16 protein-coding genes are annotated in these 20442 nt (G+C 46.2%); 10 read left to right on the top strand and 6 right to left on the bottom strand.

Annotation, left to right across the window (positions count from 1 at the left end; translation table 11 throughout):
• Positions 1 to 55: 55 nt before the first annotated feature.
• Positions 56 to 229 (bottom strand): hypothetical protein, encoded by a 174-nt coding sequence (locus IEN92_RS00080; protein WP_216159380.1) that lies wholly within the window; start codon positions 227 to 229, stop codon positions 56 to 58.
• Positions 230 to 438: 209 nt separating this feature from the next.
• On the opposite strand from IEN92_RS00080, the gene IEN92_RS00075 reads away from it, so the two are divergent.
• Positions 439 to 759, top strand: coding sequence for a YciI family protein (locus IEN92_RS00075; RefSeq protein ID WP_370623854.1), 321 nt, complete (start codon positions 439 to 441; stop codon positions 757 to 759).
• On the opposite strand, the gene IEN92_RS00070 is transcribed toward IEN92_RS00075, so the two are convergent.
• Positions 756 to 1349 carry a DUF1080 domain-containing protein gene (locus tag IEN92_RS00070; protein WP_216159377.1) on the bottom strand — a complete coding sequence of 198 codons (594 nt, stop codon included), beginning with the start codon at positions 1347 to 1349 and terminating at the stop codon, positions 756 to 758. The genes IEN92_RS00075 and IEN92_RS00070 overlap by 4 nt on opposite strands.
• 140 nt (positions 1350 to 1489) lie before the next feature.
• Between IEN92_RS00070 and IEN92_RS00065 the strand changes: the two genes are divergently transcribed.
• From IEN92_RS00065 to nadB, 4 genes are all read left to right on the top strand, one after another.
• Positions 1490 to 1708 (top strand): hypothetical protein, encoded by a 219-nt coding sequence (locus tag IEN92_RS00065; protein ID WP_215373318.1) that lies wholly within the window; start codon positions 1490 to 1492, stop codon positions 1706 to 1708.
• Between the two features lie 166 nt (positions 1709 to 1874).
• Positions 1875 to 3677: an NADH-ubiquinone oxidoreductase-F iron-sulfur binding region domain-containing protein gene (locus IEN92_RS00060; protein ID WP_216159374.1), complete on the top strand. Its 1803-nt coding sequence runs from the start codon at positions 1875 to 1877 to the stop codon at positions 3675 to 3677.
• A 21-nt stretch (positions 3678 to 3698) separates the two neighbouring features.
• The gene (fdhF, locus tag IEN92_RS00055; protein WP_216159370.1) at positions 3699 to 6593 is read left to right on the top strand and encodes a formate dehydrogenase subunit alpha; all 2895 of its coding nucleotides are present in this window, start codon (positions 3699 to 3701) and stop codon (positions 6591 to 6593) included.
• A 92-nt stretch (positions 6594 to 6685) separates the two neighbouring features.
• Positions 6686 to 8341, top strand: a complete 1656-nt coding sequence (nadB, locus tag IEN92_RS00050; RefSeq protein WP_216159368.1) for an L-aspartate oxidase — start codon at positions 6686 to 6688, stop codon at positions 8339 to 8341.
• On the opposite strand, the gene IEN92_RS00045 is transcribed toward nadB, so the two are convergent.
• The 4 genes from IEN92_RS00045 to nadA all read right to left on the bottom strand — a co-directional run bounded on the left by IEN92_RS00045 (position 8338) and on the right by nadA (position 11018).
• Positions 8338 to 8646, bottom strand: a complete 309-nt coding sequence (locus IEN92_RS00045) for an addiction module antidote protein (RefSeq protein WP_216159366.1) — start codon at positions 8644 to 8646, stop codon at positions 8338 to 8340. The two genes, nadB and IEN92_RS00045, sit on opposite strands and share 4 nt — an antisense overlap.
• Before the next feature lie 8 nt (positions 8647 to 8654).
• Positions 8655 to 8897, bottom strand: a complete 243-nt coding sequence (locus IEN92_RS00040; RefSeq protein WP_304609461.1) for a type II toxin-antitoxin system RelE/ParE family toxin — start codon at positions 8895 to 8897, stop codon at positions 8655 to 8657.
• 123 nt (positions 8898 to 9020) lie between these two features.
• Positions 9021 to 9875 carry a carboxylating nicotinate-nucleotide diphosphorylase gene (gene nadC / locus IEN92_RS00035; protein WP_216159364.1) on the bottom strand — a complete coding sequence of 285 codons (855 nt, stop codon included), beginning with the start codon at positions 9873 to 9875 and terminating at the stop codon, positions 9021 to 9023.
• 15 nt (positions 9876 to 9890) lie between these two features.
• A complete protein-coding gene (gene nadA / locus IEN92_RS00030) occupies positions 9891 to 11018 on the bottom strand; it encodes a quinolinate synthase NadA (protein WP_216159362.1) in 1128 nt (375 codons plus the stop codon).
• 175 nt (positions 11019 to 11193) lie between these two features.
• Between nadA and IEN92_RS00025 the strand changes: the two genes are divergently transcribed.
• The 5 genes from IEN92_RS00025 to IEN92_RS00005 all read left to right on the top strand — a co-directional run.
• The gene (locus tag IEN92_RS00025) at positions 11194 to 12954 is read left to right on the top strand and encodes a ShlB/FhaC/HecB family hemolysin secretion/activation protein (RefSeq protein ID WP_216159360.1); all 1761 of its coding nucleotides are present in this window, start codon (positions 11194 to 11196) and stop codon (positions 12952 to 12954) included.
• A 176-nt stretch (positions 12955 to 13130) separates the two neighbouring features.
• A complete protein-coding gene (locus IEN92_RS00020) occupies positions 13131 to 13943 on the top strand; it encodes a peptidylprolyl isomerase (protein ID WP_216159358.1) in 813 nt (270 codons plus the stop codon).
• Positions 13940 to 14527, top strand: coding sequence for a hypothetical protein (locus IEN92_RS00015; protein ID WP_216159356.1), 588 nt, complete (start codon positions 13940 to 13942; stop codon positions 14525 to 14527). Before IEN92_RS00020 ends, IEN92_RS00015 begins: the two co-directional genes overlap by 4 nt.
• 10 nt (positions 14528 to 14537) lie before the next feature.
• Positions 14538 to 15128 carry a hypothetical protein gene (locus IEN92_RS00010; RefSeq protein WP_216159354.1) on the top strand — a complete coding sequence of 197 codons (591 nt, stop codon included), beginning with the start codon at positions 14538 to 14540 and terminating at the stop codon, positions 15126 to 15128.
• Between the two features lie 379 nt (positions 15129 to 15507).
• Positions 15508 to 20442, top strand: a 4935-nt coding sequence (locus IEN92_RS00005; RefSeq protein ID WP_216159352.1) for a filamentous hemagglutinin N-terminal domain-containing protein, incomplete at its 3' end; no start/stop codon positions are given.

Genomic DNA, 20442 nt, shown 5'->3' with positions numbered 1-20442 from the left:
CCGACCTCTCAGGGGCGGTTTGCACTAGTTTTTGTAAAAGCTGTAAGCGAAGCACCTAAGCGTAGTCAAAATCACAATCATCATCAAAGATTTTGTACTCGAGATAAATTTCTTTGCGAATATGGTGCTGCCAAATCAAGCGATCCTTGAGCAGCTGATATTTTAGCGAATCGGCATACTCATCAAAATACTCATCATCTTCCGTTACGTAATGGTGGATCTTCATCATTACCTCCAAAGAGTTTAGGTTTTTGGCCCAAAGACTCATAGAGCGATTTCATTGATGTGGTGATGAACTCAGTCGCTCCATTTATCTGTAAGTTGAGCGCAGTCTGATCAAATTCATTTGACATGTCTATCAATCGCATGGAAATAATTGCGATTGATGGGGAAAAGCAACAGCCTTTCTAATTGGCGTAATATTGCTAAAACAGATCAATGATTGGAGATGAAATGATTTTTGCAATTTTGTTAATGGATCGTCCCGGAACTGCAGAACTTCGAGTGCAGATTAGATCTGAGCATCGCGCTTATTTGGCAAATCTATCCGATCGTATGGCTTTTGCAGGACCGCTCACATCAGAAGACGGTAAAACCACCGTAGGTAGCTTGCTGGCGATCGATTTTCCGAGTAGGTCAGACCTTGATGCTTGGCTAAAAGATGAGCCTTTTACTAAAGCTGGCGTCTATGAGAAACCCATCATCCATGTGTTTACCAATATGTGGCCGCAAAAAGTAGGTTTCCCGCCAGCCAATTAAAGTGGCTTGATTTGTAGTTTGCGAAACTTCACAATGCCACCGGCGGACTGCAGCGCAATCGGACCATCCTGATATCTGCTGTCTTGGGCATCAGCTACGGTTACTGCACCATTTAGCACTACTTTGAAATGTGAGCCCTTGGCAGTGATCTCCATAGTATTCCAGCGACCTCCTGCTTTTGGAACGGGGTCGACCTTGGCGACATCCACAATTGCACCAGTCGCATAGGCTTGCTCTGGGCGAGTATCGTAGATATTGATTTCATAGCAGGTGTACTGATTCACCTTGTTGGGATCTTGGCAACGAATAAAGATGCCGCTATTGGTATTGGATTCCGCCCAAAACTCAGCCTTGATAATGAAGTTCTGATAGTTCTTGGTACTCACTAAAAAACCGTTGGGTTTATTGCCTTCGACCATGCCCTTACCAATCACCCAATTTGCAGTGCCGATGATGTTCCAGCCATTGAGACTCACGCCATCGATGAGATCCTCAAATCCATCTGAGTTCTGAGCTTGGGCGGGGGTAGCGCAAAAGAGCAGGGCGCTCGTTAAGCTGAATGCTGCTATCGATTGTTTTAGGGTTTTCATGATGTCTCCTGCGCACTTGTGATTGTTTTGTAATGATTGGATTGTTACTGATATTGGGGAACAATCACAAGTAGATATTTCCCTGGAGATCCCCTGATCCAATCCTCGATTTTGGGTCCGGAATCAAGTAGACTTGAGGGATGAATTTAAGAAATCTATCTATCCTCTCTTCCTTCATTTTGACCCTCATGGTTTCTGGCTGTGGCTCGATTGAGTCGGCTGCTCAAGATGACTGCACTTCTATTGGCTGGCAGATCGGCAGTAAGGGTTATGAAGAGTGCTACAAAGCACGGGTTTATGAGCGCAAATTGGATTACTCCAACCCGCCTGGCGACCGACCTTATCCATCCATGCTTTAACCTAGGGTTAACCCTAGGTTCATTCCCTTGAGCGCCGTCAAGGACTTCAAGGGGAAAATAACCCAAAATCAAGCGGTTAATGTACTAATCTAGCGCTTTAGCCGCATCGGTTCCAAGGCGCTAAATAGCAGTGCAATAAAACTATAAAAAATAGAGACTACAGACTATGAATCACCCAAAGCCTTCTCAAGAAGTCAAAGCGGTTGCTATTGCAACAGCAGACGATTTGAGGGAGACCATTCGTCGTAAGAGTAAGTTAAAAGGTCGTCAGGCTGACGATGCTTCCATTGCAGAAGTGCGCCAACTGATAGGTCATGCACCACATCGTCGTGATTTATTGATTGAGAATCTACACAAGCTCAATGATGAGTACCGTGCCTTGCACGATCGTCATTTAGTTGCCTTGGCAAAAGAAATGAATTTGCCAATGGCTGAAGTCTATGAAGTAGCTACTTTCTATCACCACTTCGAAGTAGTGCGTGGTAATGATCCGGTTGCAGATATCACAGTACGTGTTTGTGATGGCATCGCTTGCGAATTAGGTGGTGCGCAAAATTTATTAAACAAATTACCCAGCATCTTGGGTAATCTGAATGTCAAAGTCATCGCAGCTCCTTGCGTAGGACGTTGCGAGCAGGCTCCTGTAGCTGTAGTGCACCAGTACCCAGTACTCTTTGCTACGCTGGATAAGGTAGCAGCAGCGGTTCAGAACAAGCTCACGACTCAGCCTATGGCAAAAGATGATGCCAATTTTGAGCCAGCAGCCTTAGCCGAGCAGGGCATTTCTCCTCAAGGTCAAAACCAAACAGTCTCCCCAGATTACGTCGGTTATGAAATCTATCGCTCTAAAGGTGGTTACGCTTTAGCAAAAGAGATTCATGACGGCAAGCAAGATGCTGAGAGCATCATCAAGGCGATGGAAAGCTCTGGCTTGCGCGGTCTGGGTGGTGCAGGTTTTCCGGCAGGACGCAAATGGCGTATTGTGAAAGATCAAGTTGCACCAAAGTTAATGGCTGTGAATATTGACGAAGGTGAGCCAGGCACATTTAAAGACCGCACTTACCTAGAGCGTGATCCCCATCGTTTTTTAGAGGGTCTATTGATTGCAGCTAATGTGGTGGGCATTGATGCTTGCTATATCTATTTGCGTGATGAGTATCACGGCTGCCGTGAATTGCTCGAAGCAGAAATCGCCAAGCTCAAAGCCAATCCGCCATTCCCATTGCCCACTATTGAATTGCGTCGTGGTGCGGGGGCTTACATCTGTGGCGAAGAATCTGCCATGATCGAAAGTATTGAGGGCAAGCGCGGCGAGCCTCGTATGCGTCCTCCTTATATTGCACAAGTCGGTTTATTTGGTCGACCAACGCTTGAGCACAACTTCGAAACCCTCTACTGGGTGCGCGATATTGTGCAGCGTGGACCAGAGTGGTTTAGCTCTTATGGTCGTCATGATCGCAAAGGTTTACGTAGCTTTAGCGTGAGTGGGCGCGTGAAAATGCCTGGTGTCAAATTGGCGCCAGCGGGTATCACCATTCAAGAATTGATTGATGAGTATTGCGGCGGTATGCAAGATGGCCATCAGTTCTATGGCTACTTGCCAGGCGGTGCCTCTGGCGGCATCTTGCCAGCAACCATGAACGACATTCCGCTCGACTTCGATACCTTGCAGCCCTACGGTTGCTTTATTGGCTCTGCTGCGGTGATGGTCTTTAGCGACAAAGACAAAGCACGTGATATGGCTCTAAACGTCATGCATTTCTTTGAGCATGAGAGCTGCGGCCAATGCACACCATGCCGCGTTGGTACTGGTAAGGCTGCCAAACTCATGCAAGCCACATCTTGGGATAAAGACACGCTAGAAGACTTGGCTACTGTGATGGTAGACGCTTCAATCTGCGGTCTAGGCCAAGCTGCACCTAACCCAATTCGTTGCATTGCTAAATATTTCCCGCAAGAAGTTGCATAACAAGGGAATAACGAGACAAACATGAACGCACCAACCAATCCAAAAGAACTCGAGCTACAAACTGTTGAGTTCAAGCTAGACGGCAAGACCATCGTTTCTTATGAAGGTGAAACGATTCTGAAGGCAGCTAAACGTCATGGCATTGATATTCCACATCTTTGCTTTAAAGATGGCTATCGTCCTGATGGTAACTGCCGTGCTTGCGTTGTCGAAATTAATGGCGAGCGCACTTTAGCCCCGAGTTGCTGCAGAAGTGCTACGCCAGGCATGGAAGTCAAAGCCAATAGTGAGCGTGCACTAAAGAGTCAAAAACTTGTGCTCGAGATGCTGCTCTCTGATATGCCAGACGAAGGCTTTAAATGGGTTGGTGACAGCGCAGCAGAAGAGCAACAACATCAACATGGCGAACTCAGTACTTGGGCTGCACGTATGGATGTCACTGTTCGTCCTGAGCTCAAAGCCTTGCGTCGCGACAAAGTGGCAAATGATATTTCCCACCCAGCGATGGCTGTAAACCTCGATGCCTGTATTCAGTGCAACCGCTGTGTACGTGCTTGCCGTGAAGAACAAGTAAATGATGTGATCGGCTACGCCATGCGTGGCGCTCACAGTGAGATCGTGTTCGATCTGAATGATCCAATGGGCGATAGTACTTGCGTTGCCTGTGGAGAGTGCGTACAAGCTTGCCCAACCGGCGCATTGATGCCGAAGGGTTTGATTGGTTCTCAGACGGTAGATCGTAAGGTGGATTCTGTTTGCCCATTCTGTGGTGTGGGTTGCCAAATTACATACAACGTTAGAGACGAGAAGATTGTCAGTGTTGAAGGTCGTGATGGCCCTGCCAATCACAATCGTTTATGCGTTAAAGGTCGCTTTGGTATGGATTACATCCACAACCCACAGCGTTTAACTAAGCCTTTAATTCGTAAAGCGGGTGTAGCAAAGGACGAAACTATTCTGGAAGGTAAGCAAGACTGGTCCGATATTTTCCGTGAGGCTACTTGGGAAGAAGCGCTTGAGTTTGCTGGCGGCGGCCTGAAGAAACTCAAAGACCAGCACGGCCTTAAAGTGCTGGCTGGTTTTGGTTCTGCAAAGGGTAGTAACGAAGAAGCCTATCTATTCCAAAAATTGGTTCGCACAGGATTTGGTAGCAATAATGTGGACCATTGCACCCGTCTGTGCCATGCATCCTCTGTCGCGGCATTACTAGAAGGCGTGGGCTCTGGTGCTGTAAGTAATCAGGTGAATGACGTTGAGCACTCCAGCCTAATCTTCTTGATTGGATCCAATCCAACTGCCAACCACCCAGTGGCGGCAACATGGTTTAAAAATGCCGCAAAACGTGGCGCCAAGATTGTGCTGTGTGATCCTCGCATGACTGAAATCAGTAAGCATGCCTGGCGCACGATGCAGTTCAAGCCTGATACGGATGTGGCAATGCTCAATGCCATGATCTATACAATCATCGAAGAGGGTTTGGCTGATCAAGAATTTATTGCGAACCGCGCCAATAACTTTGAAGCCTTAAAAGAAAATATTAAAGGCTATAGCCCTGAAGCGATGGCACCGATCTGCGGTATTCCGGCAGAGACCTTGCGTGAAGTTGCCAGAGAATTTGCCACTACTAAGTCAGCGATGATTTTATGGGGCATGGGTGTTAGCCAGCACGTTCACGGTACGGATAATGCACGCTGCTTAATTGCCTTGGTAAGTATTACCGGCCAAATTGGTAAGCCTGGCTCAGGCTTGCACCCACTGCGTGGCCAAAACAATGTGCAGGGCGCCAGTGATGCTGGTTTGATTCCAATGATGTTCCCGAACTATCAGCGCGTTGATAACCCAGAAGCACACGCGTGGTTTGAGAAGTTCTGGAATACACCGCTCGATAAAAAACCTGGCTACACCGTTGTGGAGATCATGCATAAGATCACTGCACCCGATAGTGATCCCGATAAGATTCGTGGCATGTATGTCGAAGGTGAAAACCCTGCGATGAGTGACCCTGACTTAAATCACGCACGTCATGCGCTCGCTTCTTTAGAGCATTTAGTAGTACAAGATATTTTCATGACAGAAACCGCCTTACTTGCAGACGTAGTATTGCCAGCGAGTGCCTGGCCAGAGAAGGTGGGTACAGCAAGCAATACTGACCGTATGGTGCAGATGGGTAAAAAGGCAATCAACCCACCGGGTGACGCTAAGGCAGACTTGTGGATCATTCAGCAAATTGCCAAACAGATGGGTCTAAATTGGAATTACCAGGGCCCAGATGATGGTGTAGCGCAAGTCTATGACGAGATGCGTCAAGCAATGCATGGAGCTATTAAGGGCATTACTTGGGACCGTCTGGAAAAAGAATCGAGCGTAACCTACCCATGCTTGTCAGCAGAAGATCCGGGACGCCCAATCGTATTTGATGATGAGTTTGCGACACCAGATGGCAAGGTCAAACTGGTTCCTGCTGACATCATTCCCGCAAATGAAAGACCTGATACCGAATACCCATTTGTATTGATTACAGGTCGTCAGCTAGAGCATTGGCATACCGGTAGTATGACGAGACGCGCAACGGTGCTTGATGCCATCGAGCCAATGGCAACCGTCTCGATGAATGGTGAAGACATGACCCAGTTAGGTGTATCTGCTGGTGAGGTGATTACCGTGCAATCCCGTCGTGGTGAAGTAGGTATTCATGTACGTAGGGATGACGGTACACCAAGAGGCGTGATCTTTATTCCGTTTGCTTACTATGAAGCTGCGGCTAACTTGATTACCAATCCTGCTCTAGATCCATTTGGCAAGATCCCAGAATTTAAGTATTGCGCTGTCAAGCTCGCCAAAGGCGGGGATGCAGCCAAGATTATGGGATATGGCACGAATGCTCCTGGCGGCTCTAAGGAAACTTCAAACGTCTAAGCGTCAAACTAGCAATCCTAAAAAGGCTCCAAATTTGGAGCCTTTTTACTTAGGCCTCACTAATTTGAATTGCCCTTTAGAATGAACCCTCTATGGCCAGTTCAAAACCCACTCCCTCACAGGCTCAAGCCGAGTTACCAGTGCTCATCATTGGGGCAGGTCTAGCTGGCCTAACGGTTGCCCTACATATGGCTGAAACTCAGCCAGTGATTCTGATGGCAAAGCGCGGTTTAGGTGAGGCTGCAACAGCTTGGGCTCAAGGCGGCATTGTTGGGGTTGTGGATAAAGAGCATGACAGCATTGATTCGCATGTAGCAGACACTATCGATGCCGGTGCAGGCCTCGTAGTGGAATCGACTGCACGTTACATTGCTGAAGAAAGTGCGGATGCGATTAAATGGTTAGTAGACCAAGGCGTTCCCTTTACCGCCGATGAAACTGGCCCAATGGGATTGCATCTGACCCGGGAGGGCGGACATACTCATCGCCGAATTGCCCATGCTGCCGATGCTACTGGTAAAGCAATTCATGAAGTGTTGCTGGACAAAGCTAAGGCACATCAAAATATTCGTATTCTGGAACATTGGATTGCGCTCGATCTGATTACCAACCGTCATCTCGATGCAAAGACACAGCGCACTAAGCCAAACCGCTGCTATGGTGTGTACGCGCTAGATATCAAAAACAATCGCGTAGAAACCATTCCAGCTAAGTCAGTGGTACTAGCGACCGGCGGCGTTGGCAAAGTTTATCGCTACACTAGTAACCCAGATACTGCTACTGGTGATGGTATTGCGATGGCCTGGCGGGCAGGTTGCCGCGTAGGTAATATGGAATTTATTCAGTTCCACCCAACTTGTTTGTATCACCCTAGTGATCGTACCTTCTTGATTACTGAAGCCATGCGGGGTGAGGGTGGTTTATTAAAGCTGCCAGATGGCACTCGCTTTATGCCAGAGCATGATGAGCGCAATGAACTAGCGCCACGAGATATCGTCGCCCGTGCTATCGACTTTGAGATGAAGAAGCATGGTTTGGATTATGTGCACTTAGATGCTACCCATCTCGGTGAGGCATTTATCAAGGAACACTTTCCCATGATTTATGCGCGTTGCTTAAGTCTTGGATTGGACATTACCAAAGAAGCTATTCCTGTTGTTCCAGCAGCGCATTACACCTGCGGTGGAGTTGTAACCGATTTAAAAGGCAGAACCGATCTACCGGGCCTGTACGCAGTTGGTGAGGCAACCTACACCGGTTTACATGGCGCTAATCGACTCGCCAGCAATTCCTTATTAGAGTGCGTGGTGATTGGTAAGGCAGCAGCTGAAGATATTTCAGAGCTCAAAGCGCCAATGATGCCCAATTTACCGCTTTGGGACGAGAGCCAAGTAGAAGATGCGGATGAACAAGTGGTGATTGCCCATAACTGGGATGAGTTGCGTTCTTTGATGTGGAACTACGTTGGCATTGTGAGAACCAATCGCCGACTAGAGCGCGCACTCCACAGAATCAAGTTACTCAGATATGAAGTACAAGAGTATTACGCCAACTTTAAGGTCACGCGAGATCTGATTGAGTTGCGTAACTTGCTAGAGTGTGCGGAACTCATCGTCAGGTCAGCCCTGATGAGAAGAGAAAGCAGGGGATTGCACTACAGCCGCGACTACCCTGGAACTTGGGCGGTCTCGTATCCAACGATCTTGACTCCTCAGGCAGAAGGCTCTGATTTGCTTAAGAAAAGTTAAGCACGAGCTTTGCTAGTCGGTTTTGTATGTAGGCTCAGACCAAGAGCTGCAAGCACCTTCAATACAGTATCAAACCCCGGTATTCGATCCCCAGACAAGGCTTTGTATAGGCTTTCTCTTGAGAGTCCAGATTCCTTGGCTACTTGAGCCATTCCTTTTGCGCGCGCTATATCGCCAAGTGCTTTTGCTATAAACGCTGCATCCCCATTGGATTCTTCAATGCATGCTTGCAGATAAAGAGCCATTTCTTTAGGGGTACGTAGATGTTCTGCTACATCATAAGGGCTGGTCACTGTCTTTTTCATCTCATTCACTATATGTTTTTGGCTAAATATTTTGCAATCTGAATATCTTTAACCTGAGTTCTTTTATTGCCCCCGATAAGTAATAGATACATTACATTCTCATGTTTTGTGTAATAAATTCTGTAGCCGGGTCCAAAATCAATCTTCATCTCAAAGACCTTACTGCCAACGGATTTTGTAATTCCTGAATTTCCTTCGGACAAACGTTTAATTCGGGCTTGAATTTTTGCTCTTCCCATCAAATCATTCAGGGAATCTAGCTAGACTGTAAATTCTTCGGTTTTCCTGATTTCGAGCATTCATTAATGTAGCCAATAGGATACATTAAATCTGTAGGAAAGTATGTAATTTAGATGGGAATTTACTGAAAAACCTTAAAGGATACGCATTGAGAAATCAACCGCATGCACATCCTTGGTTAACTTTCCAAGGGAGATGCGATCCACACCAGTTGCAGCAATCGCACGCATTTGGTCCAAATTAATGCCACCAGAAGCTTCGAGTAACGCACGGCCAGCTGTCAAAGCAACGGCCTCTTTCATTTGATCGGTATTGAAGTTATCAATCAAAATGCTTTTGGCGCCGGCAGCCAAAGCTTCTTCGAGTTCTGCAAAGTTTTCTACTTCAATCTGAATCTCTACACCAGCATTTAAAGCTTGAGCATTTTTCAGGGCTGCAGTTACGCTACCAGCAGCAGCAATATGGTTTTCTTTTATGAGGATGCCGTGCCATAGGGCTAGGCGTTGATTCTTGCCGCCACCCACTAGCACCGCATACTTCTGCGCCTGACGTAATCCTGGAACGGTCTTGCGCGTATCCAGTACAGCGCAACCTTTAGGGTTAGGGCTGGCACCTGCAATTGCATCCACGTGTTGACGAGTAATACTAGCCGTCCAAGAAAGTGTTTGCAGGAAATTAATGCAAGTGCGCTCAGCAGAGAGTAGGGCTTGAGCATCTGCCTCAATATCACAGACTTTGCTGTCTGCAGCCATGAGGTTGCCTTCCATGTAATGCCAAATGACTTTAGCATTGGTATCAAGTTTTTTGAGAGTACCCTCAAACCAATCAACCCCACACAATACTGCCTCTTGGCGCACGATCAATTGCGCATGAACACGTTTATTGGGAACCAGTTTGGCAGTCCAATCGCCAGTACCGATATCCTCCATCAATGCATCATGAATATTGCGTTGGCGGGCTTGTTCTAAAGTTTCGTTGTAATCAAACATATATCAATATAAAAATTAAGCGGCACCAATATTTTTTACAAAACCATGCTGTGCTTTAGCTAATAGGTCGGGATGATTCTTGGTGAAGTCAAGCATGCGCTCGATGCAACCTAATGCTTCAATACGAATTGGTTCTTCGATGAAGATTTCACCGGTAGCATTTTCTAGGCAATTCAAAATACCTTGCAAGCCATTCATGGCCATCCAAGGGCAGTGAGCGCAGCTCTTGCAGGTTGCGCTATTACCAGCTGTTGGTGCTTCAATGAGTTTCTTATTGGGGGCTAGCTGGCGCATGCGATGCAAGATGCCATTATCCGTTGCCACAATATATTCGATAGCCGCGCCTTCAACTACCGCTTTAATCATGGCGGAGGTAGAGCCTACAACGTCTGCCAGGTCAACAACAGCTTGTGGTGATTCAGGGTGAACCAAGATCATGGCGTTAGGGTGGGCTGCTTTGAGCACCTCTAATTCAGCAGCCTTAAATTCATCATGAACAATGCAGGCACCATTCCACAACAACATATCCGCACCCGTTTGCTCTTGAATATAACGACCTAAATGGCGATCAGGAGCCCACAGAATTTTTTTACCTTCAAGCTTGAGCTGATGGACGATTGCAAGTGCGCATGAACTCGTTACCATCCAGTCCGCTTGTGCTTTTACGGCAGCAGAAGTGTTTGCATAAACAACGACAACGCGATCGGGATGCAAGGCTCTAAAAGCAGCAAAATCAGAGGCGTCACAACCTAAATCTAAAGAACAGGTTGCCTCAAGATCGGGCATGAAGATACGTTTTTTTGGACTCAGAATCTTGGCAGATTCACCCATGAAGCGCACACCAGCAACAATCAGATTTTTAGCAGGATGGTTCTTACCAAAGCGCGCCATCTCTAGGGAGTCAGCAACAAAACCACCTGTCTCCATCGCCAGATCTTGAATGTCGCCATCTACATAGTAGTGGGCAACCAAAGCCGCATCCTTTTCCACCAATAGTTGCTTAATCCGAGCAATGACAGCAGCTTTTTCAGGACCAGCAAGGTGGGGCGGAACCTTTGCCCAGGCTTGGGCCGTACAGGTCACCCCAGCCGAGTCTTGCTGGGGGTAGTCAAAGGCGATGGGGGCGCTAACAGTTGAATTCATAAGAAATCTTATAGGAAGAGAACTATTTTCACCTGAATTAGAAGAATCGACCTTTAAATCTCATTGGTCATAGGTCAAACAGCTTGGGTAGTGATTAGTAATATAATTTATGCATTATTTATCAAGCACTTAGCTTAATTAAACTAATTCACCCGGTTTATCCTTTTTGAAATTTATGACTCTATTCCGACAAATCTCTAAAACACTTTTTGTTCTGGCGCTAACTCACGCTGTATTTGCTGTTAATGCCTATGCTCAGGTTGATGCGGGTGCTTTGCAGCAGGGATTAGAGCAGCAGCTTCCTTTGCCATCTCCATTGGCACTTCCTGAGCCAGGCCGTGCAGCTCCGGTCCAGCCCAGCGCGCCCAAAGAGGGTGAACTACGCTTTACCGTTAAATCATTTACCTTAGAGGGCATCAATATTTTGCCCGAAGCAGAAGTGCAAATGGCTATCCGCGCATGGGTTGGCGTCCCGGTAAGTTTTGATGATTTGCAAAGAGCTTGTGATGCAATCCAGAGCTTTTATCGCAGCAAGGGCTATACCGTTCAAGCTGTTCTACCTCCCCAAAAAATCGTTGATGGGGTAGTCAAGATTTTGATTACCGAAGCAAAGCTTGGCAAGGTCGAAGTTGAAAACCCCCAAGGGCCGACGCGTTTTAGCAAAGAACAAGCAGCTGCATATATTACTTATGCAAACCCTCTGGGCAATCCCCTGAATATGGATGCCCTTGAGCGCGCCATCATTATTTTGAATGAAACTCCCGGCGTGATGGTTTCTAGTCAGTTGGAAGCCGGCGAGAAAGAGGGTGATACCAATTTACGCTTGCAACTCACACAGCCAAACTTAGTGCAGGGGCGGGTAGAAGCGAACAATTACGGCAGCCGTACTACGGGCGCTAACCAAGGTGTATTTGCCTTAAATTTAAATGGCCCTTTGGGTATTGGCGACTCCGCATCGGTTAATGGAATCTTCTCCGAAGGTTCGCAGTATGTTCAAGGTGCAATCTCAGTGCCGGGATCGCCGAATGGCTTAAGGCTTGGATTGGCTGGCACTTATTTGCAATATAAAAACGTTAGTAACTATGCCTCAACCGGTGGCGCTGGTGACGCATGGACTACCGGCGTAAGTGCCGCTTACCCCTTGATTCGTTCTCAGGGTGGCAACCTTAATACCAGCCTTAATTACGATATCAAAAGTTATAACAACCGCAATACGATCACGAACACTACAGTGAGCGCGTATAACATCAACAATCTTTCTGCTGGACTGTCCGGCAATATGGTTGATGAATTGGGATATGGTGCAGTATCCAGTGGTTCGGTAACGGCTGTCTTGGGCTATCTTAATATTTTGGGTACAAGCGCTGCAAATTACGGCTATTACGCCGTACCGAACACTACCCCAACACAATATCAACCTATTACGCCGGCAAGCTTTAGTAAGCTCACTTTTTCCGCTAACCGGAACCAGCAATTAGTTCAGGATGGTTCAACCACCTTGTATACGGCCTTATCAGGTCAATTTGCCTCAACCAACTTAAATTCTGCGGAGCAGTTTTACTTGGGTGGTCCCTATGGAGTACGTGCATACCCAGTGGCTCAATCGGGCGGGGCTCAGGGCGGCCTTTTTACTATGGAGCTGCGTCATGAGCTGCAACCCAAGGTCAATGTGTCCGCGTTCTTTGATGCTGGCGTAGTTCAGCAGTACAAATTTATATATCCAGGCTGGCAAGGACTGACCAATGCTAACAATACCTATTCGTTGATGGGTGCCGGCTTTGGAGTGAAGTGGGATTACGAAGGCTGGAACTTAGGTGGCATGGTTGCCTGGAAAGTAGGTCAAAACCCGCTTTATAACCAGTATGGCCAAGCTGTCAATACTGATGGCACCACAACCCAGCCAAGAGGTTGGATTACAGGCAGCTACAATTTTTAAGGCAGGGTAAATCAATTTCAAAGGATTTAAGCGCGACTGGTGTTTAGATGCCAAGGCCTGAGAATCACATCATATTTAAATAAGGCTGCGCAATTATTACCTCTATGAGCCATATTGAGCAATGTAAGTGCCATTTAAAAACGCTCGGCAATAGAGTCCAATTCGTGAAAGTCTCTATGAAAAACCGCTCTTTCTTTTTTGTATGTTTGCTAATTTTGGCAAGCAACACTTCCTTTGCTTCAACAGAGAAAGACTTTGAGTTTGTTGCTACCGTTAATGGTGCCCCGATTACCAAAGGCTTGTTTGAGATTAACCTCAGGGCAGCATTTGCACAGGGACAAAAAGACAGCCCTCAACTTAGAGAGGCCATTAAGAACGAGCTCATTAATCGCCAACTAATTGCGCAAGAGACAGTGAAGCAGGGTCTTGATAAGGAGATTGATCTGCAAGATCAAATTACGCAGCTAAAACAGAATCTGTACCTGCAAGTCCTGATTGAAAATCACTTCACCAAGAATCCTATCACTACCGAGCAGTTGCGTGAGGAGTACAACAAACAAAAGCAACAATTAGGCAATGGCACTGACTCGGCAACCCAATACAAAATCAGCCAAATTGTTCTCAAATCAGAAGCTGAAGCAATTGCTGTGATTGGGCGATTGCAAGCTGGCGAAACATTCGTAAAAGCTGCCAAGGAAGTTTCTTTAGACGCCGCAACAAAATCTCAGGGCGGTCTTTTGGGTTGGGTTTCCGTTCAGCAACTAGCTCCGCCGATAGCTAATGTCGTGGCTAACCTCAACAAAGGTAACTTTAGTAAATCCCCAATTAGGATAGGTGATGCTTGGGTTATTGTGCGGGTGGATGACACTCGTTCCTCCAAGATTCCTAGTTTTGAGGCATCCCAAAACCAGCTAAAACAGGCCCTTGTTCAGCAGTATTTGGGTGAAACCATCAAACGACTGCGCGAGTCCGCTAAGATTATTCAATGAGGCTCATTCATTCATTTGCTCTGTCATTTCTGCTGATGGTAGCCAATTTTGCCTGGGCTGGGGATAAGGTAGTCTATCAAAACTGGTTTGCTGAGTTGGGTGGGAAAACCAATGAGGCCTATACCATTGCTGACCAAAACAGCTCCTTTGGATCCTTTTGCTCAGCTGATCAATGCCTTTTTTATTTGCGGCAAAGCTTTAACTGCATCGCGGGGGCAAAATACTCTGTACTCATGAATAGCCCCAGTATTTCAACTGCCTTAACAATGGAATGCACCCTGATTAATGGCAATATTTTTCAAATACTGAGTCCATTCGAGACGGTACTCAAGGCTACTCAAGCAGGTGAAAGCATTGGTTTTGCTGTGGCCCTCCAATCAGGTGCATTTGCTGTTACCCGTTTCAGCCTAGTGGGTGCAAAACCAGCTATTGAACGAGTTCTTGTGGAGGCGGCAACCAGCAAGCAAAAGGAACAAAGTGGGCAAAAAGAGGCGCCAAAATTGATATCTCCACCAGCCCAAAATGCACCAAAAAACACTCCAAATTTGAACCAAAAAACCCCTTCAAAAGACATTTCTATCTAGGTCAATTTTTATGGGAATCAAGCAATTTAACGGCACATATTTAATCAACGAAGACCGTATTTTGTTTCGATTTAATACGCAGAATCAAGAAGAGTATCGACTTTGGTTTACACGCAGAGTCACACTTTTTATTCTTGCAGCGACATCCCATTTGCTAGCAAAAAAGTTAGAGAAATCATATTCACCTGATGCTGCAAAAGCGCTCAATGAGTTTGAAAAACAAGCCATTTTGGATGCGGCCAAAATCGAGCAATCGGCATCGCCAAGTTATGAAGGTGGCCAAAATTATCCCTTGGGATTTGATCCAATTTTGGTGCAAGATGTCACCTGCGCATTAACAAAAAATGGTGAAAAATTAGCGCAAATTAACGACCTCAAAGAGGGGGAAATTGATCCAGATTTATCGGTTGATTTTGCCCTTCCAGGCGGTGCAAATTTGAACCTCAAATTACCTCCAAACACATTGCAAACCATGTGTGTTTTGCTCGATCAATTACGGTTGCAAGCGGAGTGGGGTGAAGCTGTTTTACAGATGAAAAATTCACCTACTGAAGAACAAAATTCCGAAGTCAAAATGAGTGAAAATATTTCTATTCATTAAGCAGTTGGCACACCAATTTTTGAGTCATTTTTATGCGCAAAATTGACCAAAAATAGCCTTGACCTAAGGACGCTAAAAACAGCCCAAAATAGATCTAATTTTTAGATACAGGCATTTTTTGCATTCCTGACGTATTTTGGGGATAAAAAGATCCTCTAAATTCAAGGCTTTCAGAGCGTTATCCCCATGGCTAATATCAATAGATATTATGCTTTGGTAAAATTCTGCTTCCGGAAAAAACCTTGAGTTTGTATTGAAAAAAGCCCATCAGAAAAGGTCGCTCCTTTCTCTGAATACATCGTTCGAAAATTGTTTTGCGAGAGTTAATTTCGCAGGCAAAATTTCGCGCGCTTTTTCATCAATCGCAATACTCACATCATTGCTGACTTCAGCTGCAGTATTTGCTAATCCAGCAGTACCAGTCCTACCAAAATTAGCACTCCCTACGAACGGTCAAGTTGTTGCTGGAAATGCCACCATTTCACAATCGCAAACTGCTACTACTGCGACCATGAATGTGAACCAAACTTCACAACGTGCGGTGATCAATTGGGATAGTTTTAACGTTGGCAAAAATGCCACGGTTAATTTCAATCAACCAAACGCAAGTGCAGTAACTTTGAATCGTATAACTAGCGCAACACCGACAATGATCGAGGGTGCAGTCAGAGCAAATGGTCAAGTGATTTTTGTTAATCCAAATGGCGTTACTTTTGCTAGAGGATCGCAAGTTGATGCTGCCGGTGTCGTAGCCACGACCATGAATATCTCCAATAAAGACTTCATGGAAGGTAAATCGACTTTCAAAGATAACGGCACTGGTGCAGTCATTAACGAAGGCAAAATTAAAACTAATGTCGATGGTGGCTACATTGCATTGTTAGCCCCCGAAGTGCGTAATGATGGTTACCTTATCGCCAGAAAAGGCTCTGGAACTGTAGCGATGGCTTCTGGTGAGCAAATTACTCTGGACTTTAAGGGTAACTCCCTGATTAGTGTGAAGGTAGACGTGGCTGCCTATAACGCCTTAATCGAAAACAAGCGCGTTGTAGAGGTTAACGGTGGCCTGGTGGTGATTGCCGCAGGATCAGCTAACCAACTGATGGCTACCGTGATCAAGAATACCGGCCGCATCTCGGCTAGTTCTGCCGTAAACAACGGCGGGGTGATTGAGCTCGTCGCCAATACGGTTACCCAGGCAGGCAAGGTAACCGCCGATAGCCAAACAGGCCAGGGTGGTCAGATCAATATCGTGGGTAATGACATCACTATTGCTCAAAACTCAAAAACTACAGCTACAGGCGCAACAGCCGGTGGCCAGGTCAATGTGGGTCTTGCTGTAACTGCCGTTTCTGGTGGCACTCAAGTCAATAGCGCGACCCAGGCAGGCATTAAAGCCAATGCTGATTCAGCAGCTAACAGCAAGCAGTTAGCTAAGACCGTCACCGTAGAAACTAATGCTCTGATTGATACGTCTGCCACCCAGTCTGGCAACGGTGGTTCTATCGCCATTTGGTCTGAAGTCAAAACTACGGTAGCGGGCATCCTTAAATCGATGGGTGGAGCCCTGTCTGGTAATGGCGGCTTTATAGAAACCAGTTCAAAGGGAGCTGTGGCGTTAGCACCCCAAACTCAGATCGTTACTACAGCAGCTAATGGCAAATCTGGCACTTGGCTCTTAGACCCAATCGACCTCATCATTGATGCATCTACAGCCAATCTCATCTCGGCAGTACTGGCCAATAGTAATGTGAGTATTGCGGTCACCGCCAATTCAACAGTTTGCCCAATTGGCTCTTGCACTCAAAACGGTACCGGCAGCCTGACCATTGCCAGTGGGGCAGATATCCTGAAGGCAGGCAACAACTACACAACCTTAACTCTATCCTCGAGCGGCATCTTTAACCTCAATGCCAATATCAGTGGTCAGAACTTAGATGTAATCATCAGCTCCTCGATTGCCTACCTTAACGTAGGTACCAGCATCACAGCAAGCAAAGTCACTGTTCAAGCGCAGACCATCTATGCAGCTGGCAATATCAATACCAGTCGCTATAACCTAGCTGGTAACGCAGGCTCCTTGGGCAATGCCATTCAATTACTGGCTCAGGCGATTTACGTATCAGGCGGACTCAATCTTGGTGCTAACCTGCCAGTCAATGGCGCTACCACTATTACGGTCAATGGCTCAGCAAAGCGTCCGGAAGAATTGCCAAGCTACCTCTTAGCCCAGAATGCCGATCAACATCTGAATCGGGTTTACGGGACTTCGGCCGCCAATGATGAAATGGTATTGCAAGCAACGCCAGTAACTCAAACCAATAGCAACGTCATCTACCTCGCTGGAGTCAATTCAGTTGATCTTCAAGCAAGATCTCAGGTCAAAGCAAATGGTACTAATGGTGGATCGATTTACTTATCAGCTCCAAGTATTAACACCCAAGCGGGCAGCGTAGTGCAAGCTAACGGCAATAATGGCCCAGGTGGAGTTATTGCATTCTCAGGTGATCAAATTACAGTAGCGGGCAGCATCGCAGCAAACGGCACAACGGATGGCGGCGCCATTACGCTCATCGCTAATAACGGCGACCTCAATATTCAAACTAGCACGATTCAAACGAACGGTTCTAACGGTCGTGGCGGAAGCGTTGGCTTATCCGCAAACAATAACGTCACCATCACCGGCAGTGCAATCTCTGCAACAGGCTATACCCAGGGTGGACAAATCAAGATAGGCAATGATGCAAGCAAAGGCACATTGCCTTTTGCTTTATCTGCAAGCCTAGATCAGTACACCAGTCTCAATGCGGCTCAGCAAACCACAGATTTCACCAATCAAAATGGTGGCCTAATTGAAACTTCAGGCGCAACTCTCAATCTTCTATCTAGTATCAATGCGGGTAGAGGAGGGATGTGGCTATTAGATCCCAATAACGTCACAATCAGTGCTGCTACAACATCAGGCGGCACATTACCAAGTTATACCGCAGGTGCAGTAACCTCATATGTCAAAGACGCAGACATCCAAACCCAGATTAATGCGGGAACCAGCGTCACCATTATTGCTAATGGAACCATCACCCAATCAACCAATCTTAGTTTTGCGCCAGCATCTGGCACAAGTGTGAGTCTGACGTATGACACCAGAACGGGTACAGCGCAATCAATAACCTTAACCGGAACAACCACCAATACAGGCGCCGGTAACCTTACGCTCAATTATTTGGCTAGTGGCCAAGTTGCAATTAATGGCGCAATTAGCTCCACGAGTACAGGAAAAATTAATGTAGTAGCAGAATCCTTCTATGCCACAAATACAACAGCATCTGCTACCGGCGCAAATATTTATATTGCTGGCAACATCACAACTAAGGGTGGATTTATAGCACTTGATGGTACTGGTGGCTCTATTTCTGCTACAGGCGTCATTACCAAAGGTACGATTACAAATGGTACTGTTACTATTGCTTCGGCTACGGTTGTTTTAAATACAACCAGCACCAATACAACTACTTTAACGTCAGCAACGACTGGCGGAAATTTTACAGTTACAACTTCACAAAATCTTGCCCCGAACTTCGGGCCTAATGGGGCTTGGTATTTTGGCGGATCAGTTGATATTAATTCGAACTCTAGTGGAGTCGCTCAGTGGGGTTATGTAACTAATGCCTATAACACTACATCACCAATAGCTGCTGTTGGAAATATCAATATCACGGTAAACAATACATCAACTTCTATTACTGCTAACAAGGGTGTGATAGACATCACCTCAACAGTGACATCTTATGCCGGTTCAATTAACTTAACTGCCATAACTACGGGTTCAGCCATTGCTATTACTAGTACAGCTGCCTTATCAGCAGCTAAAGGTATTACCATCACCGGCACATCCGCTACAGCAGCCACTATTGTTAATCTTGGTTCATCAACCATTACAAACGCTGTTGGAGATATCACCATCACTGGAAATAATTCGGCTGCTGGCGCTAATACTGGAATTACTTCAACTGGTGCCATCACACAAAATGCTAATGGCGGCAACATCACCTTTACTTCAAACAACATCATCAACCAAACCGGTGCAATTACTCTAGCAGCAAACACTAATGGTATCGCCAGCTCTGTCACTTATGACGCTACGAGTGGTAATAAGACGGCCAATATCACGGGCGGTAATGTGACGGTTGCAGCCGGCTCTACTAGCGATGTGAACTACGTTGCTAAGTCTGCTGGCTCTGGAATTAATCCCGGTGCTTTGTCAGTGCCTGGCTATGTACTGTTAGATAACACCTATGGTGCTGCTAGCGGTACCCCTGCGTCTGGCTACATCACTAATGCAAATTCTGGAACGCTAACTGGTGCAATTGTTGGTGTGAACGTTAATTCAGCTATTACTGCAACCAAGAACATTACATTAAACGGTGCGTCTCAGACAGGGTACTACTCGGTGTCAATGACTGCTGCAATTAGTACATCCCAAGGTTCAATTGCAGTAACCGGATCGGGCATCAATTACTCTGTTTATAGTTCTGCCGCGGGAACATTAACCGCATCATCAGGCTCCTTAACCATTAATGGCAGCTCTACTACAGGTCAGGCAGTTCAATTAGCAGGTGCTATTACAACCCAAACAGGTATCACGATTAATGGCACAGGTACAACAGCCTCGACAATTGTGACTGCGGGTGCAATGACTCTTGGCGCTGGTTATGTTGCTGGAACTTCATCAAGTCCTTCAGTAATTTCCAATGCTGCAGGTACCTCGGGTAGTGTGATGGGTGTGTTAAGCGGTTCAACAATACCAACGATTAGTTCTGCTGCCATCAGTATTCTAGTATCAGGAACAAGTGTTGCCTATGGTAATCCAGCTACGGCAATTGCTTTACTCAGTTCTACTTCTAATACCGCTACTTATATTATTGGATTTGCTGATGCAACTTATTCCAAGATGGTTCAGGTCGTATTAACGTCTAGTAGTGGTTTTGTTTATGCAACAGAAAGTTCTGCCAAATACAACACAACCCTTCTTTCCACAGGTGGAGCAGTTAATTTATTAGGTGGCAATACAAATATATTGTCACTTTGGAATGGGTCTACTGCAGGGGGTCTTGGAACCGCAACAGTGCAGACGCTAGCAACATCGTCTACGACTGGTGGTTATGGTGCTGCTAATCTCGTTTTAAGTGGGGGCGGATATATTCGTAGCAATCCCTCTGGAAATATCATCATTACAGCAAACAACACCGCTGCTGGTGGCAATATCGGAATTACGCAATCTGGCGCCATTACTAATAATGTTAACGGCTCCAAC

Source organism: Polynucleobacter sp. MWH-Creno-3A4 (assembly GCF_018881885.1).
Classification (GTDB): Bacteria; Pseudomonadota; Gammaproteobacteria; order Burkholderiales; family Burkholderiaceae; genus Polynucleobacter.
Note: the sequence above shows the minus strand (reverse complement) of the source record. Positions and strands in the feature narration are given on the sequence as shown.

What these genes read in the sequence shown, in the direction of transcription:
- IEN92_RS00045 (WP_216159366.1), bottom strand. Translation starts at nt 8,646, where the DNA reads ATGAAAAAGACAGTGACCAGCCCTTATGATGTAGCAGAACATCTACGT.
- nadB (WP_216159368.1), top strand. Translation starts at nt 6,686, where the DNA reads ATGGCCAGTTCAAAACCCACTCCCTCACAGGCTCAAGCCGAGTTACCA.
- IEN92_RS00070 (WP_216159377.1), bottom strand. Translation starts at nt 1,349, where the DNA reads ATGAAAACCCTAAAACAATCGATAGCAGCATTCAGCTTAACGAGCGCC.
- fdhF (WP_216159370.1), top strand. Translation starts at nt 3,699, where the DNA reads ATGAACGCACCAACCAATCCAAAAGAACTCGAGCTACAAACTGTTGAG.
- IEN92_RS00015 (WP_216159356.1), top strand. Translation starts at nt 13,940, where the DNA reads ATGAGGCTCATTCATTCATTTGCTCTGTCATTTCTGCTGATGGTAGCC.
- IEN92_RS00060 (WP_216159374.1), top strand. Translation starts at nt 1,875, where the DNA reads ATGAATCACCCAAAGCCTTCTCAAGAAGTCAAAGCGGTTGCTATTGCA.
- IEN92_RS00080 (WP_216159380.1), bottom strand. Translation starts at nt 229, where the DNA reads ATGATGAAGATCCACCATTACGTAACGGAAGATGATGAGTATTTTGAT.
- IEN92_RS00075 (WP_370623854.1), top strand. Translation starts at nt 439, where the DNA reads ATGATTGGAGATGAAATGATTTTTGCAATTTTGTTAATGGATCGTCCC.
- IEN92_RS00065 (WP_215373318.1), top strand. Translation starts at nt 1,490, where the DNA reads ATGAATTTAAGAAATCTATCTATCCTCTCTTCCTTCATTTTGACCCTC.
- IEN92_RS00010 (WP_216159354.1), top strand. Translation starts at nt 14,538, where the DNA reads ATGGGAATCAAGCAATTTAACGGCACATATTTAATCAACGAAGACCGT.
- IEN92_RS00020 (WP_216159358.1), top strand. Translation starts at nt 13,131, where the DNA reads ATGAAAAACCGCTCTTTCTTTTTTGTATGTTTGCTAATTTTGGCAAGC.
- IEN92_RS00025 (WP_216159360.1), top strand. Translation starts at nt 11,194, where the DNA reads ATGACTCTATTCCGACAAATCTCTAAAACACTTTTTGTTCTGGCGCTA.
- nadA (WP_216159362.1), bottom strand. Translation starts at nt 11,018, where the DNA reads ATGAATTCAACTGTTAGCGCCCCCATCGCCTTTGACTACCCCCAGCAA.
- nadC (WP_216159364.1), bottom strand. Translation starts at nt 9,875, where the DNA reads ATGTTTGATTACAACGAAACTTTAGAACAAGCCCGCCAACGCAATATT.